The sequence below is a fragment of the Bifidobacterium sp. ESL0800 genome, assembly GCF_029395355.1.
In the GTDB taxonomy this organism is placed as follows: Bacteria; Actinomycetota; Actinomycetes; order Actinomycetales; family Bifidobacteriaceae; genus Bifidobacterium.
The window spans coordinates 1459975-1480299 of the sequence record NZ_CP113913.1 but is presented as its reverse complement, the minus strand read 5'-3'; the positions used below and the strand labels follow the sequence as shown (position 1 = coordinate 1480299).

General features: G+C 59.1%; 15 protein-coding genes. 6 read left to right on the top strand and 9 right to left on the bottom strand.

Features of this window, described 5'->3' with window-relative positions; translation table 11 throughout:
- Window positions 1-154 precede the first annotated feature (154 nt).
- From OZX75_RS05820 to rsmD, 3 genes are all read left to right on the top strand, one after another.
- Complete coding sequence (locus tag OZX75_RS05820) at window positions 155-1651, top strand: MFS transporter (RefSeq protein WP_277145723.1); 1497 nt, start codon at window positions 155-157, stop codon at window positions 1649-1651.
- 273 nt (window positions 1652-1924) lie between these two features.
- Window positions 1925-4801, top strand: coding sequence for an ATP-dependent DNA helicase RecG (locus OZX75_RS05815; RefSeq protein WP_277145722.1), 2877 nt, complete (start codon window positions 1925-1927; stop codon window positions 4799-4801).
- Window positions 4802-5031: 230 nt separating this feature from the next.
- Window positions 5032-5607: a 16S rRNA (guanine(966)-N(2))-methyltransferase RsmD gene (gene rsmD, locus OZX75_RS05810; protein WP_277145721.1), complete on the top strand. Its 576-nt coding sequence runs from the start codon at window positions 5032-5034 to the stop codon at window positions 5605-5607.
- 33 nt (window positions 5608-5640) lie between these two features.
- Here rsmD and trmD read toward each other — a convergent pair whose 3' ends face one another.
- The 4 genes from trmD to rpsP form a co-directional block, all read right to left on the bottom strand.
- Window positions 5641-6747: a tRNA (guanine(37)-N(1))-methyltransferase gene (trmD, locus tag OZX75_RS05805; protein WP_277145720.1), complete on the bottom strand. Its 1107-nt coding sequence runs from the start codon at window positions 6745-6747 to the stop codon at window positions 5641-5643.
- Window positions 6748-7085: 338 nt separating this feature from the next.
- Entirely contained in the window at window positions 7086-7736 is a 651-nt protein-coding gene (rimM, locus tag OZX75_RS05800; RefSeq protein WP_277147455.1) for a ribosome maturation factor RimM, read from the bottom strand.
- 14 nt (window positions 7737-7750) lie between these two features.
- A complete protein-coding gene (locus OZX75_RS05795; RefSeq protein ID WP_277145719.1) occupies window positions 7751-7984 on the bottom strand; it encodes an RNA-binding protein in 234 nt (77 codons plus the stop codon).
- A 2-nt stretch (window positions 7985-7986) separates the two neighbouring features.
- Window positions 7987-8469 (bottom strand): 30S ribosomal protein S16, encoded by a 483-nt coding sequence (gene rpsP / locus OZX75_RS05790; protein ID WP_277145718.1) that lies wholly within the window; start codon window positions 8467-8469, stop codon window positions 7987-7989.
- 276 nt (window positions 8470-8745) lie between these two features.
- On the opposite strand from rpsP, the gene OZX75_RS05785 reads away from it, so the two are divergent.
- Window positions 8746-9945 (top strand): ADP-ribosylglycohydrolase family protein, encoded by a 1200-nt coding sequence (locus OZX75_RS05785; protein ID WP_277145717.1) that lies wholly within the window; start codon window positions 8746-8748, stop codon window positions 9943-9945.
- On the top strand, window positions 9938-10909 hold the full coding sequence (locus OZX75_RS05780; protein ID WP_277145716.1) for a PfkB family carbohydrate kinase: 972 nt from the start codon (window positions 9938-9940) through the stop codon (window positions 10907-10909). Before OZX75_RS05785 ends, OZX75_RS05780 begins: the two co-directional genes overlap by 8 nt.
- Before the next feature lie 283 nt (window positions 10910-11192).
- Here OZX75_RS05780 and OZX75_RS05775 read toward each other — a convergent pair whose 3' ends face one another.
- The 5 genes from OZX75_RS05775 to cysS all read right to left on the bottom strand — a co-directional run bounded on the left by OZX75_RS05775 (window position 11193) and on the right by cysS (window position 19417).
- The gene (locus OZX75_RS05775) at window positions 11193-11423 is read right to left on the bottom strand and encodes a type II toxin -antitoxin system TacA 1-like antitoxin (RefSeq protein WP_277145715.1); all 231 of its coding nucleotides are present in this window, start codon (window positions 11421-11423) and stop codon (window positions 11193-11195) included.
- Window positions 11424-11704: 281 nt separating this feature from the next.
- A complete protein-coding gene (locus OZX75_RS05770; RefSeq protein WP_277145714.1) occupies window positions 11705-12847 on the bottom strand; it encodes an endonuclease/exonuclease/phosphatase family protein in 1143 nt (380 codons plus the stop codon).
- A gap of 101 nt (window positions 12848-12948) precedes the next feature.
- Window positions 12949-14610 (bottom strand): signal recognition particle protein, encoded by a 1662-nt coding sequence (gene ffh, locus OZX75_RS05765; protein WP_277145713.1) that lies wholly within the window; start codon window positions 14608-14610, stop codon window positions 12949-12951.
- A 122-nt stretch (window positions 14611-14732) separates the two neighbouring features.
- Window positions 14733-16823 carry a BspA family leucine-rich repeat surface protein gene (locus OZX75_RS05760; protein ID WP_277145712.1) on the bottom strand — a complete coding sequence of 697 codons (2091 nt, stop codon included), beginning with the start codon at window positions 16821-16823 and terminating at the stop codon, window positions 14733-14735.
- 608 nt (window positions 16824-17431) lie between these two features.
- Window positions 17432-19417, bottom strand: coding sequence for a cysteine--tRNA ligase (gene cysS / locus OZX75_RS05755; protein WP_277145711.1), 1986 nt, complete (start codon window positions 19415-19417; stop codon window positions 17432-17434).
- Window positions 19418-19519: 102 nt separating this feature from the next.
- On the opposite strand from cysS, the gene OZX75_RS05750 reads away from it, so the two are divergent.
- Window positions 19520-20242, top strand: coding sequence for a type 1 glutamine amidotransferase (locus tag OZX75_RS05750; protein ID WP_277145710.1), 723 nt, complete (start codon window positions 19520-19522; stop codon window positions 20240-20242).
- Window positions 20243-20325: the final 83 nt, after the last annotated feature.

Here is a 20325-nt window from a genome sequence, read left to right as displayed (position 1 = left end):
TTTTGCTTTGGGAATTGAGGGGTTCCTGCCAATAAAGTGGACGCGTTCCTGCGTCACCCTTGCAATGGAAGCGCGCTTCAAGGCGCGATACACGAATGGCCCGTGCAACCGTAAACGGCGATAAGACGCGGGTATGAAATGGAGAAGAACAAACATGGGTTCTACCATGTCGCAGACAGTTGCGCCCGAAAACGGGAAAACGCAGCATAATGAACAGTCGCAGACACCGAAAGGCGCGATGAAGGCGCGCGTGGACGTCAAGCACCCGAACCTGACGATGCTCGGGCTCTACCTCGGGGCGTTCCTGGGGATGCTCAGCGAGACCGCAATGAACATCGCGCTGCCCGACCTGAGCAAGAGCTTCGGCATCGGCCCGGGTACCGCGCAGTGGATGGTGGTGGGCTACATGCTCGTCATCGGCATCGTCCTGCCGTTCACCAGCCTGCTCTTAAAGTGGATTCCGGCCAAGCCGCTGCTGCTCTTCGCGCTGGCGATGTTCTTCATCGGCTCGTTGATTTCCGGCTTCGCACCGACGTCCATGTTCATCGTGCTGCTGATCGGACGTATGATCCAGGGCATCTCGACCGGTCTGGTGCTGCCAATGATGTTCGCCGTCATCCTCGAGGTCTTCCCCTTGAACAAGATCGGCGCCGCGATGGGCATGGCCGGCCTCGTGGTCATGTTCGCCCCGGCCATCGGCCCCACCCTTTCCGGCGCGCTCATCGGCGCGTTCTCCTGGCGCGCGATCTTCTACTTCTTCGCCCTGATCGCGGCGCTCGCGTTCGTTGCCGCCGCCATCTGGATGGTCAACGCCTACGCGCTGACCCGCCCGAAGATCGATCTGATTTCCTGCATCGCCTCCATCTTGGGCTTTGGCGGCTTGGTGCTCGGCGTGAGCCTCATCAGCGACCTCGGCTTCACCTGGCAGGTCATCCTGATTCTCGTCATCGGCGTTCTCGCGGTCGCCTTCTACAGCTACCGCCAGCTGCATATGGCCAACCCGATCATCGATCTGCATGCGCTCGGCATCCGCCAGTTCACCATCGGTGCGCTGATCGTGATGATGAACTTCGGCATCACCCTGGCCACCATGTATCTGATGCCGCAGGAGCTGCAGAACGGCATGGGCGTGAAGGTGGCCATGACCGGCCTGGTGATGCTGCCCGGCGGCGTCGTCAACGCGCTGGTATCCATGCTCTCCGGCCGTCTCTTCGACGTCGTCGGACCGAAGTGGCTTGTGCGCGGCGGCCTGGTGCTCTCCATGATCGGCGTCATCCTGCTGATGCTGGCCGGCCCGACCACCTCCATCGCCTATATCATCTTCGCGCACGTCGTGCTGATGGTCGGCATTCCGATGGCGATGAACCCGGCCCAGTCCTCGGCGCTCGCCTCGCTGCCGCAGCACCTGTCGACCGACGGCTCCACCATTTTGAACACCATGCAGCAGGTTCTCGGCGCGGTCATCACCGCCGTAGCGACCATCCTGCTGGCGGCCGGCCAGGCCTCCTCGCACACCGGCGGCAAGGCGATGGCCTTCGTCACCGGCTCGCGCTGGGGCTTCACCTTCGCGCTGGTGCTGGCCGTCGTAGCGTTCGTGGTCTCCTTCGGCATGGCCCGCCAGACCAAGTCGGACGACGCCTCGAAGCGCTGACGAGTTAGCCAGTGGCGATTGGTAGTCGCCATATAAACGGCTTCATGATCCCGCACGAGTCGGCGGATAGATTTTGTGGTTAGGCCAATATGGCTATATCGCGAAACGTATCTGTCGGCTTGTGCGGGATTTCTGTAGTGAACGGCGGTTTCAGCTAGTTTGTGATACAAATGAATGTATCGGGTTCTTGTTTTTATGCAGTGATGTCGTCGAATGCAAGGCAAGATATGTCAGGTTTTCAAGCCGTTCGTCGGGCTTCAATAGAATGGAACCATGAGCAATACCGTCACCCTGAACACCCCGATTTCCTCGCTGATCGCCAACAAACGGCGGGTCAGTGCGCTCAAAGGGCTCGGGGTGGTGAGCGTGGGCGACGCGTTGACCTACTATCCGTTCCGTGTCACCGAGCCGGTGCCGGGGCGTTCCATCCGTGAGGCCAAGGCCGGCATGCCGATGGCGTTTGCGGCGGTGGTGCGCTTTGCGCGGGTCATCCCGATGGGTGGACGTAGGGGATTTCGGTTGGAAGCCGTCGTCGATGACGGTGCGTTCGCCGCGAGCCGGCAGGTGGCCGGGTCGAGTTGCCGGCTCGTCTTTTTCTCGCATAAAAAGCAGTATATGGACTGGATGAGCGGTCGTCTGCATTCCGGAGCCGACGTTGTGCTCGCCGGCACACCCACCGAATTCAACGGCCAGCTGCAATTCACCCACCCTGAAGTGCTTACGGTGATGCCGGAAGGTGCAAACGTTTTCGCTGGTCCGGCCGCGATGCCGGGTTCCGTAAGTGCTGGCGAACTTTCTTTCGATGATATTTCCAACCAAGCCGATGGAAGTCGAAATGCCGATGCCGTTGCTGCCGGCTCTGGCGTTTTAGCTTCGCATTCCCAGCCGACGTCGAACGCGCAGGCTGCCGGTTCGTCCGCTTCTGCTGGTGCGCGCTCAGGCGTTGCCGGCAGTGCACGTTTGTCTTCCGCCGCTGCGGCCGCGCGTGCCAATGTCAATGTCAATGCTCTGAGATTCGACGCCTCGACCGCCTACGAGGCCCTGCAGCACGTCTGCCGGCCGCGGCCGGTCTACCATGCCACTTCCCGCATTTCGAGCGAGCACATTCATGAGTCCATTGTTGCGATGCTCGATGCCTTGCGTGCCAGCGGTGAGGCGAAACTTCAGGAAACCGGCGGTGTCGAAGGTGGTTCTGTCACGCGTAATATTATGTCGTCGACAAGTGTGGGCGATGATGACGCTGTCGATAATACAGTGGCTGATGACGCCGTTGCCGATAACGCTGGCAAGGCTGATAACATTGCCGATAATCAAGCCGCCGATAGCAAGTCGAAAACCCTTGCCTTACGCGCTGCAATCCCCGATATTTTGCCGCAGGACGTCATCGCAGAAAAGCATTTGATGCACCGGGCCGACGCGTTCGCTGCCATCCACGACCCGCAGTCGACGAAAGCGTTCCATAAGGCGCTGGCGACGCTGCGCTATGAAGAGGCGTTCGTCTCGCAGGTCTCCGTGCTGCAGAACCGTGAAAACGCTCGCAAGGCCGAGACTTTCGAATGCGAGGATTCTGGGTTACGTAGCCGGTTCGTTGACTCGCTGCCGTTCACGCTCACCGGCGGCCAGCAAGACGTCATCGACACCATCTGCGAGGACATGGGCCGCGCGTATCCGATGCAGCGGCTGCTGCAGGGCGAGGTCGGCAGCGGCAAGACCGTGGTGGCGCTCGCAGCCATGCTGCAGGCCGTCGGGTCCGGCAATCAGGCCGTGTTGGTCGCGCCGACACAGGTGCTCGCCGAGCAGCATTTCGAAACTATCAGCGGTATGGTTGCCAAGCTTGCCGACGGCGGTTCCGGTAAGTCGGCAAAAGGCGCTGATCACGATGACGGCAACGGGGACGTCGATGGCAAGAAAAATAATACAGATAAATCTGAAAGCGATTCCTCGGCCATCCCGGTGACGCTGCTGACCGGAGGCATGAAACTGGCGGCCCGACGCAGAGCGCTCGCGACCGCGGCCAGCGGCGAGCCGGGCATCATCATCGCCACGCACGCCGCGTTCTCCAAGATGTTCCAGGCGCCGAACCTGGCGTTGGTGGTCATCGACGAACAGCATCGTTTCGGCGTCGAGCAGCGCGAGATATTGCGTGAGAAGGGCGAGAAGACGCCGCATCTGCTGGTGATGACGGCCACCCCGATTCCGCGCACCGCCGCGATGACGTGGTTCGGCGACCTCGATATTTCGTGGCTCACCGAGTTGCCTGGCGGTCGCAAGCCGATTCGCACGTTCATCGTGCCCGAGGCCGACGGGCGCACGATGGGCCAGATGTTCGTGCACATCCGCCGCCGCATCGACGCGGGGGAGCGGGCGTATATCGTCTGCCCGCGCATCGATGCCGACGAAGCGCAGAACGAAGCTTCAACGGGTGGCTCGAAGGCGGCAAGGTCTGGCCGTGCGGAGGAAGAAAACAGGGACGACTTCGTGGAGATTGACGATTATGGCGACGAAAACGGTGATGGCACGCCGCACGAGCCGAAACCGCCGCTGCACGCTGTCGATGAGATCGCAGACCGGCTTTCGAGCCTGCCGCAGTTCAAGGGCATCGCATTCGCGACACTGACCGGGCGTGACGACGATGAAACCAAGCGGCAGGTGATGGCCGATTTCGAGTCGGGCAAGACGCCGATTCTCGTCGCGACCACGGTCATCGAGGTGGGCGTGGACGTGCCGCAGGCGAGTTGCATCACTATTTTCGACGCCGACCGCTACGGCCTCTCCCAGCTGCACCAGCTGCGTGGACGCGTCGGCCGCGGCGGCACGGATTCCTGGGCGTTCCTCGTCTCGCGCGGCGAGCCGGGCAGCATCGCCGAGCAGCGGCTGAAGGTCATCGAAGGTTCGCTCGACGGCGCCGAAATCGCACAGGCCGACCTTGAGCTGCGCGGTGCCGGTGACGTGTTGGGTGACGCCCAGTCCGGCGGCAAGTCCGGCCTGAAGCTGCTGCGCGTGGTCAAGGATGCCAAGATCATCGCCGACGCACGAGAGGCTGCCGAAGTGCTGCTCAAGCGTGACCCGACGCTGGGCGACCAACCTCAACTTGCCGGTGCCGTCCTCGACTTCACCCGTGGCGGCGAGTCGGAGATCCTCAGCAACTGATGCGACGTGTGCCGCTCCTGCGTTCATGTGTAAAAAGTGCGAATTGCCGTTTCTAATTGGCACTTTTTGCACTTGCATGTGCGAAAGGTGCGAGTTGATGGTGCCAGTTGGCACTTTTTGCGCTTGCGTGTGCGAAAGGTGCTGTTTAGGTTGCTTAATTCGCACTTTTTGCACTTGAGTGATGTGGGCTTGCAACGCAGCTATCGCCGTGACAGGCTACGATGGCGAATATGCGTGTGATTGCGGGACGATTCAAAGGGTTCGAGCTGGCGAAGGCCAAGCCGGGCACCCGACCGACGACCGACCGGACCAAAGAGGCCATCTTCTCGAAACTCGAGGCCTGGGGGATACTCGACGGCGGGCGCGTGCTCGACCTCTTCGCCGGAACCGGTGCGCTGGGCATCGAGGCGCTTTCGCGAGGCGCCGACGAGCTGGTGGCCGTGGAATCGGCCGGCCCAGCCGCCTCGTTGATCGACAAGACGCTGGGCAATCTCAAGCGCAACCGGTCTTGGGGCGCCCGCACGATGAAGGCCCGTGTGATGCGCAAACGCGCCGAGCGCTTCGCCCCTGGCTACGACGGCCCGGTTTTCGACGTCATCTTCGCCGATCCGCCCTACGCCCTCACCACGGAGGAATGCAACCAGCTCATCGCCGACCTGGCCGCGTCCCCGGCCACAGACGAGCGCACGCTTATCGTTTTCGAGCGCTCCACCCGCTCCGACCCATTGACGCTTCCGGAAGGCTGGCACACCGCCGACCAGCGTGATTACGGCGAAACCGCGGTCTACTACATCGAGCGCGAGTAAGTGACGTCGGATTACCATTGCTTTTGAGGAGCATTAGGCATCTAGCTTACGTGGGTGAGGGCCGGAGACCTCCCAGCCCAGCGCCATCAGGGTTTTGCGGTCGGCCTTGTCCAGCGCCGTGCAGTCGAGTTGCTCGATGAGGTCGGGGCGGAGGCTGTCGGTGTGGACGATGGCCTCGTCACGGCGGAAACGGTCGACCTTGCCGTGGTCGCCGCTGGTCAGCACGTCGGGCACTCCCATGCCGCGCCAGACGGCCGGTTTCGTGTACTGGTAGTGTTCCAAAAGCGCGTTCGAGCCGGTGTAGGACTCCTCGACGATGGAGTCGGGATTGCCCATGAATCCGGGCATCAAGCGGGTGATGGCCTCGAGCATTACCGAGACGGCCACTTCGCCGCCGTTCAGCACGTAGTCGCCGATGGAGTATTCGCGCACGTCGACGCCCTGGGCCCGGTAATAGCGGGGGATTCGTGCGTCATAACCCTCGTAGCGTCCGCAACCGAAGAGCAGGTGCCCGGCCCGCGAAAGCTCGGTCGCGTCGCGCTGTGTGAACAGCGGGGCCGAAGGGTTCGGGAAAATAAGAATTGGTTTGCTGTGTTCTTGCTGTGTCGCACTCGGAGCCGGCGAGCCGTCTTCCGGATTGTTTTTAACCGTGGCGGCAGAGGTTCCGGTGGCCGGCGACGATATCGTGATGTTGTCTACGATTGTTCCCGCTGTTTCGTCGTTTGCGGTTAAATTCAATCTGTTGGTGGGTTCAATTCCGTCGCGATCGATCGAGCGGGATTGGTTTATTGCCTTGTCGATATCGTCCGAGCTCGTCGATGTTGCCGATACTTTTCCGTGACCATCATCTTTGGCCGTGATGGTGGTGGATGGTCTTGCCGCAGTGTCATTATCCGCGATATCAACTGGTTCCATCCCAAGCAGATCATCCAGGCATTCGGCCCAGACCTCTGGCTTCATCACCATGCCGGCGCCGCCGCCGACCGGGGTGTCATCGACGGAATGGTGCACATCGTGGGTCCAGTCGCGCAGATCGTGCGTCTTCACGTCAAGTAGTCCGCGCTCGATGGCTTTGCCAAACAGGCCGACGTTGAGGGCTTCGAAATATTCGGGAAACACGGACACGATATCGATTTTCATGTCTTCAACCATATCGCATGCCCATCCGTCGGCGAGCATGAAGAGATCAGAGCTCGAATAAGCGGTCCATGATGTTTCATGGTGGTCTTATTGTTGCGCCACGCATCGTCTATTGTGTGAAAACACTCATTTAGAGGGTTCTTGGTGCACCAAGTACCCCAAAAAAATGAGATTGAGACTTCATTCTTGTGATTGAGGGGGTACTTGGTGCACCAAGACCCCTCTAAATCGCAGAAATGTGCATGATTTTAGAGAAAAACCGTTGCTTGGTGGCACCAAGAGAGGATAAAATGACGAATTCAAAACTGATGGCGGAGATTGGACGCGATTGACGGCGCTCAAAGCAGGGGAATCAGACCGATTGGCGGATCGATGGTGATGCGGTTGCTATGAAGATCGATGTCCGGCACGAGTTCATCGACGAATGGGACCAAAGCGGTGTTGATGTTTTTCTCGTTGTCTTCCTCGTCGGTTTCGGGGGCTGATGCGGCACTAAAACTTCCGTCTTTCTGCTCGATAACGGGGTTCGTCAAGCGTATTTTCAGCAGCGATTGTGCAGGGCCATCGATGACGTCCACGACCTTGCCGATAATCTGTCCGGCTTTTGCCGCACTGATTCCGTTGGCCGGATTGTCCACGACGCGTGCCTCGAGTCCGATAAGGTCCTTGGGATACCAGGCGTCCTCTTCGGCCATTTCCTCGGGATCGTCGGCCTCGACGTACAGTTCCAAACCGTTCAGGGCCTCGGAAGCGTCGCGGTTGCTGACGCCTTCGAAATGCAGAATCCATCGATCCTTGAACGTGCGTGAGTGGGCGACGGTGTAGGTTCGCTCGCCGTCTTTGGTGGTCAACACCGACCCGGCGGCAAACCGGCGTTCCGGTTCGTCGGTAAACGTGCGAACGTTGACTTCGCCTTTGAGCCCCTGCGCACGCCCGATACGGCAGACCCTCAACAGTTCACGCTGCTGAGGGTCTGCCTGCTGCGAAATGGTTTCGTCGCGATTCACCGGCGTACATCCATGATGTCGACGCGCACCTTGTGGTCGGACAGAGCCTGCACCACAGAGCGGATGGCATTGGCGGTGCGGCCGGAGCGGCCGATCACGCGTCCGATGTCTTCAGGGTTCACACGCACCCGCAACAGTTCGCCGCGGGCGTTTTCGTGGGACTTCACCGACACATCATCGGGGAAGTCGACGATATTGGAAATGAGATGTTCCACAGCTTGCGCGAGCATGATTACTCAGCCTTCTCGGTCTCTTCGGCGGCAGCTTCTTCAGCACCGGCCTCGTCGGCCTTCGCCTCATCAGCCTTGGCGGCTTCGGCGGCCTTCTCGGCCTCGGCCTTAGCCTTGGCTTCGGACTGCTTGGCCTTGCGCTTCTGCGCGTCAGCCTCAGCGGCCTCGACGCGAGCGGCGGCATCCGGGCCGGCTTCGGCGGTCTTCAGCGTGCCCTCGGCGCCCGGCAGACCCTTGAACTTCTGCCAGTCACCGGTGATCTTCAGCAGGTTCAGCACAGGTTCGCTCGGCTGCGCGCCGACGCCGAGCCAATACTGAGCGCGCTCAGAATCAATCTTGATCAGCGAAGGCTGCTGGTTCGGATCATACTGTCCGATCTCCTCGATCGACTTGCCATCACGCTTCTTGCGCGAATCCATGATGACGATGCGGTAGACAGCGTGGAACTTCTTGCCCATGCGCTTCAGACGAATCTTGGTAGCCATTGTGGCTCTCCTTGTAGGTATCATTGCGGTTTCGCACTCGTATGTGGGGCATACTTGCTTGAATCCGCGTTGTCCCTCACGGCCTGCGGGAATGAGAGGGCCCCGCACCCGTGAATAACTTATCAACTATAGCTCGCCCGCTGGATAGATATCTTTGCTCGCATTCCGGCTCGGAATCTTGCTTGAGCGTGGCTGGAGCTTGAGTTATGGTCAGAATGACTAAATTTTATGACTAGATTTATAGTTCGTTAATGAGAATCAGTCGGAGGCAATGACATGGAGGTCGGTTCAGATATCTGGCAAGACCAAGCGCTGGGGGCTTTGCGGGGGCTTTCGCTCGGTGACGCCATCGGTATGCCGACGCAGAGCATGAGCCACGAATGGATTGGGGCGGCCTACGGCAAGGTGACAGGGCTGGTGGACGCGATAGCCGACCAGCCGATCGCCCCCGGTATGGCCGCAGGCTCGGTGACCGACGATACCGAACAGGCGCTTCTGGTGGCGGGCCTTATCACGCAGGGACGCGGCCATATCGATCCCGCGTGTCTGGCTGCCAAGCTGTTGGCTTGGGAGGACGATATGAAACGTCGCGGTTCCCTCGATCTGCTTGGGCCTTCCACGAAACTGGCGCTAGAGCAGGTCAGGAACGGCGCGGATATCAGCAAGACCGGCCGCACGGGCACGACGAACGGCGCGGCGATGCGCGTGGCGCCGGTGGGTATCGCCCACGATGCGGGCCGGCCGTCGTTCGCCGATTACGTCTATGAATCCTGCCGGGTGACGCATAACACCGTTCCGGGTTTCCAAGGCGCGCTGTTGGTCGCCGCCGCCGTCAGCTTCGGCGTTTCCGGAGAAACGCCGCGAATCTCGCTGGATCTCGCGTTGAGGCTGGCCGAAAACGCCTCTTATGAGAAGGCCGCTTGGAGTCCGAAGGCCAGCGTCGTTGCACGTGCAAAATCCGCTATCAAGGCCGCGCAGAGTATCGGCGACGACGATGAGTTCGTCGAGCGGCTGCGCTTGGAATTCGGCACGTCGGTCGAAGCCGATGAGTCGGTTGCCGTGGCTTTCGCGCTGGCATATCGCTATGCAGGCGAACCGTTGAAGGCATTGCTTACCGCGGCCAATATCGGCGGGGACACCGACACGATCGGCGCCATTTGTGGAGCCATGCTCGGCGCTGCGCTCGGGGCGGACACGTTCCCGGAAAAGCTGACCGGGCAAGTCGCCGCCGTCTCGCATCTTGAGCTTGCGAAATCGGTGAAACCGTTGCTTCGGATCCGTGCGTACGAAGCAAAGGAAACGAAACAGTCCGTGGGCAGAGTAGCGCCGGGCGGGCCTGGAACGCAACGAGATACGTCTGAAACAGAGCCGGGTAGGCCCGGAACGCAACGGAATACGTCTGAAACAGAGCCGGGCGGGCCTGGAACGCAACGGAATACGCTGCAAACAGATCAGAAAGAGGTCGAACATGCGTGAACCTGAATTGCTTCATCTGGCTCAGGTGTGTGTGGACCTGACGCTGTCCGTCGATCATCTGCCCGAACGCGGGGGAGACATCTTCGCGACCAATCAGGCGATGAGCGCCGGCGGTGGTTACAACGTGCTATACGCCGCCCGGCAGATGGGGGCGCGTGCGTCGTATCTGGGTGCCGTCGGTACCGGTCCGATGGCGGATGTAGCTCGCAGGGCTTTGTCTTCGATCGGTGTCGGCATGGATGGGGCTCAATTGCCGGACATCGACACCGGTTACAGCATCGCGATGACCGAACCCGACGGCGAACGCACGTTTGTGTCGACCAGAGGCGCCGAGACGCAAGTGCCGGAAGATTCCTACGAGAATATCGAGCTTGTTGCCGGAGATGTGGTCTATCTGAGCGGATATTCGTTCTGCCATAAAAAGAACGCCGAGGCGACACGAAGGTTTGCCGCGAAAAACGCGGGATGGAGCAAGGGCTATGTCGTATTTGACACCAGCCCCATGATTGCCGATATCGACGATGAATCTTTGCGGAGTCTACGCGGTCTGCATCCGATATGGACGATGAATGAGCGCGAGACTGCGATTCTCTGTTCGCGTTTCGGCGTTGATGCGGGTTGTGGGGACAGGGATTACGCAGGGCAGTGCCGCTCGCTTGCCCGGTATTTCGGCGATCCCGTTATCGTGCGTGTCGGCGCTTTGGGCGCATGGTATTGCGATGGACGTGACGACCGCAAACAAGATGTCATACATATTCCGGCGCTAGAAGTCAATGCCGTGGATACGAACGGTGCCGGGGATACCCATGCAGGGGTCTTGTGTGCGGCTCTGCTTGAATCGGACGATATCGTCCAGGCATTGAAGCTTGCCAACTGTGCTGCTGCACTGTCGACAAGACATACGGGGCCGGCCACATGCCCGTCAAGGTCCGAAATCGAAGCGGCGGCAAAACGCCTGCATTAAGCGGGCTGTGGGTAACGGCGCGTCGACAGTAATCTGAATAGTCGCGTCTGAAGCAGATTAGGCGAAACGACAGCAGAAAGAAAAACGCTTAAAGGACTCAAAAAGATGGTTTTTACGCGGTAACCATGCAAATCCGGTGTTCCGATTTATAACCCGTCTTGCGCAATAGGGTATCAAAGAGGGTGGCATCCTGTGGAAAAAGGATGCCACCCTCAACAAATCAACTATCAACGGTTCTTTGAAACCGTCTGTAACTCATCTATTGGAGGAATATCCGCTCGTATCAGACGTTCGCGGGGACCTCGAAAGTCGCGAGGATCTTGTCGAATTCCTCGTTGACCTCCTGAAGCGTCACCTCCTGCTCCACGCTCTGGTCGGCGGCCTCGAGCAGCTTGTCCGCCGCCCAGTCCGCAACTGGTCTCTCCTCAAGTGCCGCAGCCCGTTTCATAAGTGCGAGCTGGTCTTTGCTAACGGAGATATTGAATTGAATGTCTGCATTTTGTGTGTCGTTCATAATATCCTTCTTTGCATTCGACATTGAATTCATACTTTTAGTATCGTTTCAAGTCGTCTGCATAGCAACCAAAAGGACAGCATATGGACACTCTCGTATAAAGTCAATAGACAGATACGGTATGTCTAGTTTTATACGCTTTCGGAGGATGTCTCAGGACAAAGATTCAACCGATAAAAGCCGCATATTGCTTGGGTCTAGCGATGCATCCGCATCCGGGAAAGCGGCTCGTAATATTGTCGGATAAGGCTCGCGTTTTGCTACTAGCAAACATGGAGCGGCTATATGCGGCGTAGCTGGGCGAGCAGTGCGAAATGATCGCTTCCGGGGATGGCCAGGGTACGTACCTGCGACGATTGGATGCCTGAGGTAGTCAGGATATGGTCAAGTTCCAGGCGTGGCCAAACCAGCCATTGCGGGAAACTCGCGGCGTGGGCGTGCGAGGCGGCGAGACCCGCGTCGCACAGCCCCGCGTCGAGCAGCTCTCGGAAGCTGGGGTGGTCGATGTTGGAGTTGAGGTCGCCCATGATGACGGTTTCGGGCTTTCGCGCCGTCTCGCTTTGCGGGCCGGGCTGTGGGCTATCGGTCTGTTCCGCCGTTTTGGCTCGGTGCATTTGGCTGTTTGCAAGGCTCTCGCCGTTGCTTGTGTCCAGGGGCGTGTATGCGCTGTCACTGGACGTTTGGGAGGTCAGCGTTGCAAGATTGATGATGCCTTTGGCCCATTGACTGCAGCCGCGCATCGGGGATTTGGGATGCGCGCTGTACACGGTCACTCCCTCGATTGCACAGCACGGCACGTCGGCTGCGGCGATGTCGACGGTGCGCTCGGTTTGTGCACTCGGCTTGGCCGCCGAGAAAATGCCGTTGAAGCCGCCGTTGTCGCTTTTCTGCGCACGCCCGAGCTGACGGTAGGGGAGCAGTTCGTTGATGCCCGCCTTATCGAGCGCGGAGACGAGGTCTTGCGTGAGTTCCTGCAGGGCCAATACGGATACGTCATTGCCGCGTATAGCGTCGACGATGGCCTGTGGGTCGGCGAGACCGTAACGGCAGTTCAGCGTCATGACGGTAAAGGAACCGTCGCCGTTCGGGTGTTCCAGCGGTTCGTGTTGCTGTGATTGCTCCTGAGATTGTGATTGCTCCTGCGTTCGAGCTTGGATTTGTCGGGCGAAATAATGATTCTTGACTCTGTACCAAGGCGAGGCGAACAGGCCGGTGAGCAAGGTTACTATCGCGGCGCAGACGGCGACGGCCCAATGCTGGAGTGCAAGCGCTGCCGCCAGAATGATCACCGACGGTATCCAGAGAAAGCGGACGAACGCGATGAGATACGGCAGCGGGCCGTGCCCGTCGGCGCCGGCCGGCAGAAAGCGCAACGCCCACCACAGGGAGACAATGACGAGCAGCACCGACAGTGCGATGGACATGGACCCTCCTTCAAGGCTTGATAGGGAATGCGCCATGCCTGTCCGCCGGCGACGAAAAAGGAAATGCGCGGCCGGCGCAAGCCGACCGCAGTCAGAGTGGTTCAGCCAAGCAGGCCGGATAGGCCGCCGCCGAAGTTCGGCGGGAGATTCGGGGTGCCGTTCTCGTCGCTGCCGGCCGCTTGCATGGCTTCCTGCAGGCCTGCCGGGAGGGCGGGGTTCTGCGGTTTCTTGGCGAAAGCGGAACCGCCGGAGTTCTTCTTGCCGGCGAGTTTTTGACGCAACGCTTTTTCTTCGGCCTCGCGCTTCATCGGGTTGCCCGACTTGGACTTGCCCTTCTTCTTGCCTTTCTTGTTCTTCTTACCGCCGTAGCCGCCGCCCATGGCGGGGCCGCCGAAGCCGGGGATACCGCCGCCGACCTTGTTGGTCATACGCTTCATCATCTTCGCCGCCTGCTCAAAGCGCTGCAACAGGCCATTGACTGCCGAGACGGTGTTGCCGGAACCGTATGCGATGCGGGCGCGACGGGAGCCGTCGATGATGGAGGGATCGCGGCGTTCGGCCGGGGTCATCGAGTGAATGATGGCTTCGGTGCGGTCGATCTCGTGCTCGTCGAGGGCCTCGAGCTCCTTGCGATGTGCGGCCATGCCGGGAATCATGCCCAAGAGGCTTTTCATTGAGCCAAGCTTGCGCACCTGCTCGAGCTGTTCCATGAAGTCGTCGAGGCCATAGGTGCCTTTCGCCATCTTCTGGGCGGACTCCATCGCTTCCTGCTCGTCGAACTCCTTCTGCGCCTGCTCGATCAAGGTGAGGATATCGCCCATGTCGAGGATGCGGGAGGCCATGCGGTCGGGGTGGAAAACTTCGAAGTCCTTCAGGCCCTCACCGTTGGAGACGAAGAGAATCGGCTTGCCGGTGACCGTCGCGACGGAAAGCGCCGCACCGCCTCGTGCGTCACCGTCGAGCTTGGAGAGCACCACGCCGGTAAAGTCCACGCCTTTGTTGAAGGCCTCGGCGGTCTGCACCGCGTCCTGGCCGATCATCGCGTCGATGACGAAGAGGATCTCGTTGGGGTTGACGGCGTCGCGGATATCGCGGGCCTGGGCCATCAGCTCCTCGTCAACGCCCAAACGACCTGCAGTATCGATGATGACCGTGTCGTAGAGCTTGTCTTTGGCGTACGCAATTGAGTCGCGGGCGACCTTCACCGGGTCTCCGGTGGTCTGTCCTGGAGCCGCAACGGCCTCGCCGCCGTCGGACTGCACGCCCTTTTCGGGAGCGTAGACCGGTACATCGGCACGCTCGCCAACCACTTGCAGCTGGGTGACCGCGTTCGGCCGCTGCAAGTCGGCCGCGACCAGCAGCGGGGTGTGGCCCGCGTCCTTGAGCCAATAGCCGAGCTTGCCTGCCAGCGTCGTCTTGCCGGCGCCCTGAAGGCCCGCCAGCATGATGATGGTCGGTGGGTTCTTCGCGAAGGCAAGCGGACGGTCGACGCCGGCGCCGAGGATCTGCGTGAGCTCCTCGTTGACGATCTTCACCACCTGCTGCGCCGGGTTCAGGGCCTTGGAGACCTCTTCGCCGAGCGCGCGCTCGCGGATGCGGGAAGTAAAGGAACGCACCACGTCGAGCGCCACATCGGCGTCCAGCAGGGCGCGGCGAATCTCGCGGATGGTGCCGTCGATATCCGCTTCGGTGAGTTTGCCTTTGCTCTTGAGGTGCTTGAACGCGCCCGAGAGCCTGTCTGTCAAAGAACTGAATGCTGCCATAATGAGCCCTATTCTACCGGTTCGTAAGGAGAAATAAAGGAATCTTCCTGGCAGCTGTTCGCTTGCCAGGAAGATTCCTTTTATATCTTTATATATCGCTGTCTTTCAGGCAGACAGCTGGTTTAGTGCTGCACGTCTTCATGGTGACGGGCAATCAACAGATTGTTCTGGCGCATGAAGATACCTGCGAACATCGCCAAAGCAATCAGCATGGCCAGCATTGCTATGCCAACGGCCGGATTGCTCCGTGCGGCCGTAGGAGACACAGTCGCTGTTGCGTTGGCATTGCCTTCAGCGCTGCACTGGACGTATGCAGCAGGCGAAACCAGTCCGTTCTGCAGATAGGCTGCTGCACATGCACGTTTCTTCTGGTCGTTCTTCTCGCCGATGACGTTCGGAGCGGAGTCTGCGTTCTGGTCGGGTGCGGCTTGTTGGGGCGCAACCTGAGGAACAGCGCGCTGGATGCGACTCTGCGGAGCGGCCGGCGCATTGGTGACCATCGGCAGGGAAACCGGCGAAGTGGCAATCGGGATTGCCGGAGCATTGGGCCTCACCGTATTGGTAGGTTGCTTCGTAGCGTCAGCGGCTGGGCTCTTGGAAGGAGTCTTGTCGATCTTGTCGGGCTTGGACTCGGACGGAGTCTGCTCACCATCGCTAGGTGCAGGCTTGGTCGGCTTGGAAGTACCGGGAGTCGGCTTTGTGGGCTCGGTAGGTTGGGCCGGTTCGCTTGGCGTCGTCGGCGGTACGACCGGTGCAGGCTTAGGCACCAGCTTCCATACGGCGTACAGGGTGACATCACTGTTCAGCAAGTCGACGGTGTCACCGCTCTTGACTGTCGCGGTGGTAGACGCAGGGCCCTCGCTCCAACCTTCGAACGTGTATTCGTCAGAGGTGCCTTCGTTCGCCTTGAGCGTGAACGGATCGGCAGGAACTGCGGGATTGCTGGACATAATGTTGTGCGAGATGTTGTGGTTGGTCATGTTACCGTCAGCGTCGTAGGTCGGCATCGGCACGCCCTGTGCGTTGGTCATGGGGAAGACTCGCGTCAGGTTGCCGTTGGCATCGGCGGTAAAGCCTTCCGCGGTGGCATCGGCCGTATAGCCTTGCGGCAGATTCGCGTTGAGGGTGAAAGTGCGGTTCGTGACCGCGCCCACGGTGTAGGTGCCGGCGCGGTTGACATCGCTGAGTATCTTGTTACGCAGATTCCACTTTGTAATCGTGGTTGTGTCACCGGTTGCTTCGGTCACGCCGCTGGTGCCGTCCGACAGCTTCGTCACCCTGGTGGGATTGCCGCCCCACTGGTTGTAGATGAGATCGAGCCTGGTCTTGGGCCCGAGGGTGAGGGTGTGGATGTGCGTGCCGAAGAACATCTCATTCGTGTCGATGACTTTGCTGGTGTCCCAGCCGCTCAGGTCCAGCGACTCGATGGAATTGAGATTGTAGAACAGATGGTTCATGTCGGTGACGTTGCTGACGTCCAAGCCACTCAGGTCGAGCGACTTCATCGAGGTGTTGTCGAACATCGACCTCATGGTCTGCAGGCTGCTGGTGTCCCAGCCGCTGAGGTCCAGGTCGCTCAGGTCGTGGTCGGACTGGAACAGCCCCTCCATGTTCTTCACTTCGCTGGTGTCGACGTGGTTGTTGCTCTTGAACGATACCAATGAACTCCCTGGCTCCCAACCGCCATCGCCCCAGTTCCAGTCGCCGAACAGGAATCTCGAGTTCTCCGGCAGCTTCGTCTTGTTCACGCCGTCGAAGACGATGTGCTTGACGCGCTGGAACTGCGGAGTGCGAGTATAAATGTGTGCGTAGGGGGAGTCGGGGCTGTCGGACTTGAAGCTGGTGAAGTCGTTCTCGACGTTCGGATCCGTGGCGGTGAAGGTGAGCGTGCACTCGCCGTTGTATTCGGCGCTGTGGGACACCGTCCACTTGCCATGGCTCATCGCACCGGTTGCGTCGGTGCAGTCGCTTTTGCTCTGCGTGTTCGACGTTGAAGGGGCACTTGCTGTTGAAGGCGCACCTAGCGTCGAAGGTGTACCTATCGTTGAGGGCGTCGCCGCTGCGGAAGCATCGTTGCCTGCAGTTTGCGTAGCTAGAATGTCGCCTTGCCCGGCGGGGTCGGGTTCTGGATTGGCGGCCTGCGAGATAACGGGAACGCTCAGCATCGCGGCGGCAATCACCGTCCCGAGCACCACTTTAAGATTCTTACGCATTTCATCAGCTCTTTTCGTATGCAAGCCGTGTGAGTGTAACCTTTATGGCGGCTCCACATCAACGGCAACATTTTACGTTTGTCTCAAGTGTAACACATAATTCGGATAAATACTATATTTCTCGTCCTGCAAAATATGATTATTGATAGGTGAAAAGTATTGGAATTCCTATATTTGTTCGGCTATTTACTTTTATTTGTCTAATTAAGTATTGCTGTAACGAATGCTTATCGAGAGCTATGTCAAAATTTGACGTTTAAACGTATCTGCCTTTATTTAACACCAACACGCGATTCTCGCCTTATAAGCCGCGAAAATCAGAGGTTGTTCGATTTTTCGTATATGAAGGCTGACGGAAGATATAAAATGCGCAGGTGTTACGTGCAACGTTCGCCGTTGCTTCGAAGTTTCTTGGGGTTGGCGAGTGTGATTGAGCTTAAAGCCGATAAAACGCGAATCCCCTTCCTTCGCCGAATAAAGAGGGGAGGGAAGGGGATGCTCGTGACGAAATGTCGACATGTTGCCGGTGGCTTGGCGCTATATTTTTGCCATTATTGTATTACGTTTCACGGAATATGAGCAGGGTTTTCAAGGCGCCCGGTTGCCGATTACTTCAGCGACCAGGCGGAACCGGACGGCTTGTCTTCAACCGTGATGCCCAGTTCACCCAGGCTGTCGCGTATCTTGTCGGCGACCGCGAAATCCTTGGCCTTGCGGGCGGCGTTACGTGCGTCAAGCTGGTGCGCGATCAGCTGATTAAGCAGGCGGTGTTCGGCTTGGGCGTCGGTGTTTTGGGTGTTGGCACCGCTTGCCGGTGTAGTCGTATTCCAAGGCTCGGCCAACGGGTCCAGACCCAAGGTGTCGAGCATCGCGCGCACACCGATCAGGGTTTCGCCCAGTTTTTGTTCTTCCGTGCGTTGTAGGTCGCCAAGGCTCTTGATGTCCGAATTTTCTTGGGGATAAGCCGTATCGTAAAAGACGTAGAAGAGGTTATCGGGAAGCCTTGCAGGCATGGAATTCTTGCCCGTATGTTGTTGAAGTATCTCTTTTGCAGGCTGGTTGAAGCATGATACGGCTTTTTCCCGGAGCTGTTTCCCGCTGAGTTGCGGTTCCGTCCTGCCCAATTCGGAGACGATGTCCGTCATCCGGCTCAGAAGTTCTTGCTCTGCAGCTTCGGGTTGGTCCGTTTTCTCTGTCAGGAATTTTCGTACTGCCTTGATGTTGGAAAGGTACCCCGATAATGAATTGCCTTTTTTAATATCAACGAAAATCGCCGCCAAGGCACCGGAAACATTGATGTCGTTGTTCATCGCCGAGGTGAAGTCCTCCGGCAATGCATCCGCGTTGATGCGCTTGAAGCATTCGCTGTTTGGCTGGCCATTATCTTCAATTCCGGGCAATGTTTCAGAGAGACGATTCTCTTTCTTGAGTGCTCTTCCGGCACCATTGATGAAGTTCATGATGCGTTTGTAGGCGGCGTTGGCTTCGGCGAGCGTCTGGTCGCTCCACTCGAGCATGGAACGGTATTGCACGCCGCCCAACGCGTAGCGCACCACCCAGGCCGAGTTCTGCGCGAGCACGCTCGGCACGGAAAGCCCGTTGCCCAGCGACTTCGACATCTTCTCGCCCTTGGCCGTCACCCAGGCCGAATGCATCCACACGTTGGCGGATTCGTAGCCGGCAGCGCGGGTCTGCGCCATCTCGTTTTCGTGGTGGGGGAAGCGCAGGTCGAGGCCGCCGCCGTGGATGTCGAACATGCCGTCGAGGTAGCGGTGGCTCATCGCGGAGCATTCGATATGCCAGCCCGGACGGCCGGTGCCGAACGGCGTCTTCCAACGGGCGGTTTCCGGATCGCTTTCCTTCGAGGCCTTCCACAGTGCGAAATCGCGGGGATCGTGCTTGGCCGGGTCGTAATCGGCGGGGTCGACTGGGTTGTATTTGTCATCGCCGGACTGGTCGACGCTGGGACCCATGTTGTCGCTGACCTCGCTTGCGGCATCGTGGGTCTCGCCGGCGCCCTGCTTCTGGTGGGTCAGCTCGCCGTAATGCGGCCAGCTGGCCACGTCGAAGAACACGTTGCCGGTGGGTTTGCCGTTTTTGTCGGTGATGACGTAGGCGTGGCCGCGGTCGATCAAACGTTGGATCAGGTCGACCATATCTCCGATATGACCGGTGGCGCGGGGCTCGTAGGTCGGGGGCAACACGCCGAGCGTGTCGTAGGCACGGGTGAATTCGCGCTCGTAATAATAGGCGCGTGCCCACCACTGCTGGCCGGCGGCCGCGGCTTTGTCCAAAATCTTGTCGTCGATATCGGTGACATTGCGGATGAACGTGACCTCAAACCCAAGTTTTTCCAGCCAGCGACGGACGATGTCGAAGGCCACCGCCGCGCGGATATGGCCGATATGCGGCGAACTTTGCACGGTCGCGCCGCAGACGTAGATGCCGACCTTGCCGGGCACGATCGAAGTGAACGCGGACACCTCGTGCGTGGCCGTGTTATACAGCTTCAGGTCGGCGGCGGCCTTCGAACGCCCCTGCGGCGTTGATGCTTGCGAAAGGTTGGAATTCTGCGGTTTTGTGGCGTTTCCCATAAATTACAAGACTATTGGCTTTTGCCGACAAAACGGATTCGCGGCGTTCGCTTGAAGTCAACCGGCGAAAATTTTGGGGTGACGAAATGCCACAATGGAACCATGACGATGCCGAAAGTGCTTATTCTGCAACATGTCTCCTGTGAGAAGCCAGGACGAATCCTTGATAACCTTGATGATCTCGGCATGCCCAGCGAAGCGTTCAACATCGCCGCGCAGGCCGATCCCGATCTGCCGAAAAGCGAGGAGATCGCCGGGATCGTCATTATGGGCGGGCCGATGGGGGCCCAGGATTATAAGGAATATCCGGGGCTCAAGACCGAGGCGAAGCTGGTGCGCAAGGCCGTGAAGGCCGGCAAACCGGTGCTCGGCATCTGCCTGGGCCACCAGATCATCGCTACCGCGCTCGGCGGCAAGCTGCAGAGCGGCAAGTGCTCCGAAGTCGGGTTCGCGCCGATCAAGCGCGTCGCCAAAAGCGATTGGTTCCCGATGTGGACCGATCAGATGAACGTGCTCAACTGGCATAACGACGTCGTCTCCGTGCCCGTTGGTGGTCAGCTTCTCGCGTCGTCGAAATACACCGAAAACCAGGCGTTCAGCTACAAAAGCGCGTTAGGATTGCAATTCCACCTCGAGGTCACGCCCACGCTGCTGGACGAATGGCTCACTGAGCCGAGCATGATCGAGGGCATGAAGAAAAGCCAGATCGCGAAGATCCGTGAGGACTTCAAGCGCTATGACGTCGAGCTGCAGCCGCTTGCCGAGCAGGTCTTCTCCGCGTTTGCCGTGCGTTGCTCCGCCAGCGCCCGCGCATTGAGTGCGTGATGCAGAGATAATCACAAAATCAGGCTAGGAAATGTGATTATCGTCGTATGTTCGGTGATTATGCAGAGATAATCACAGAATTG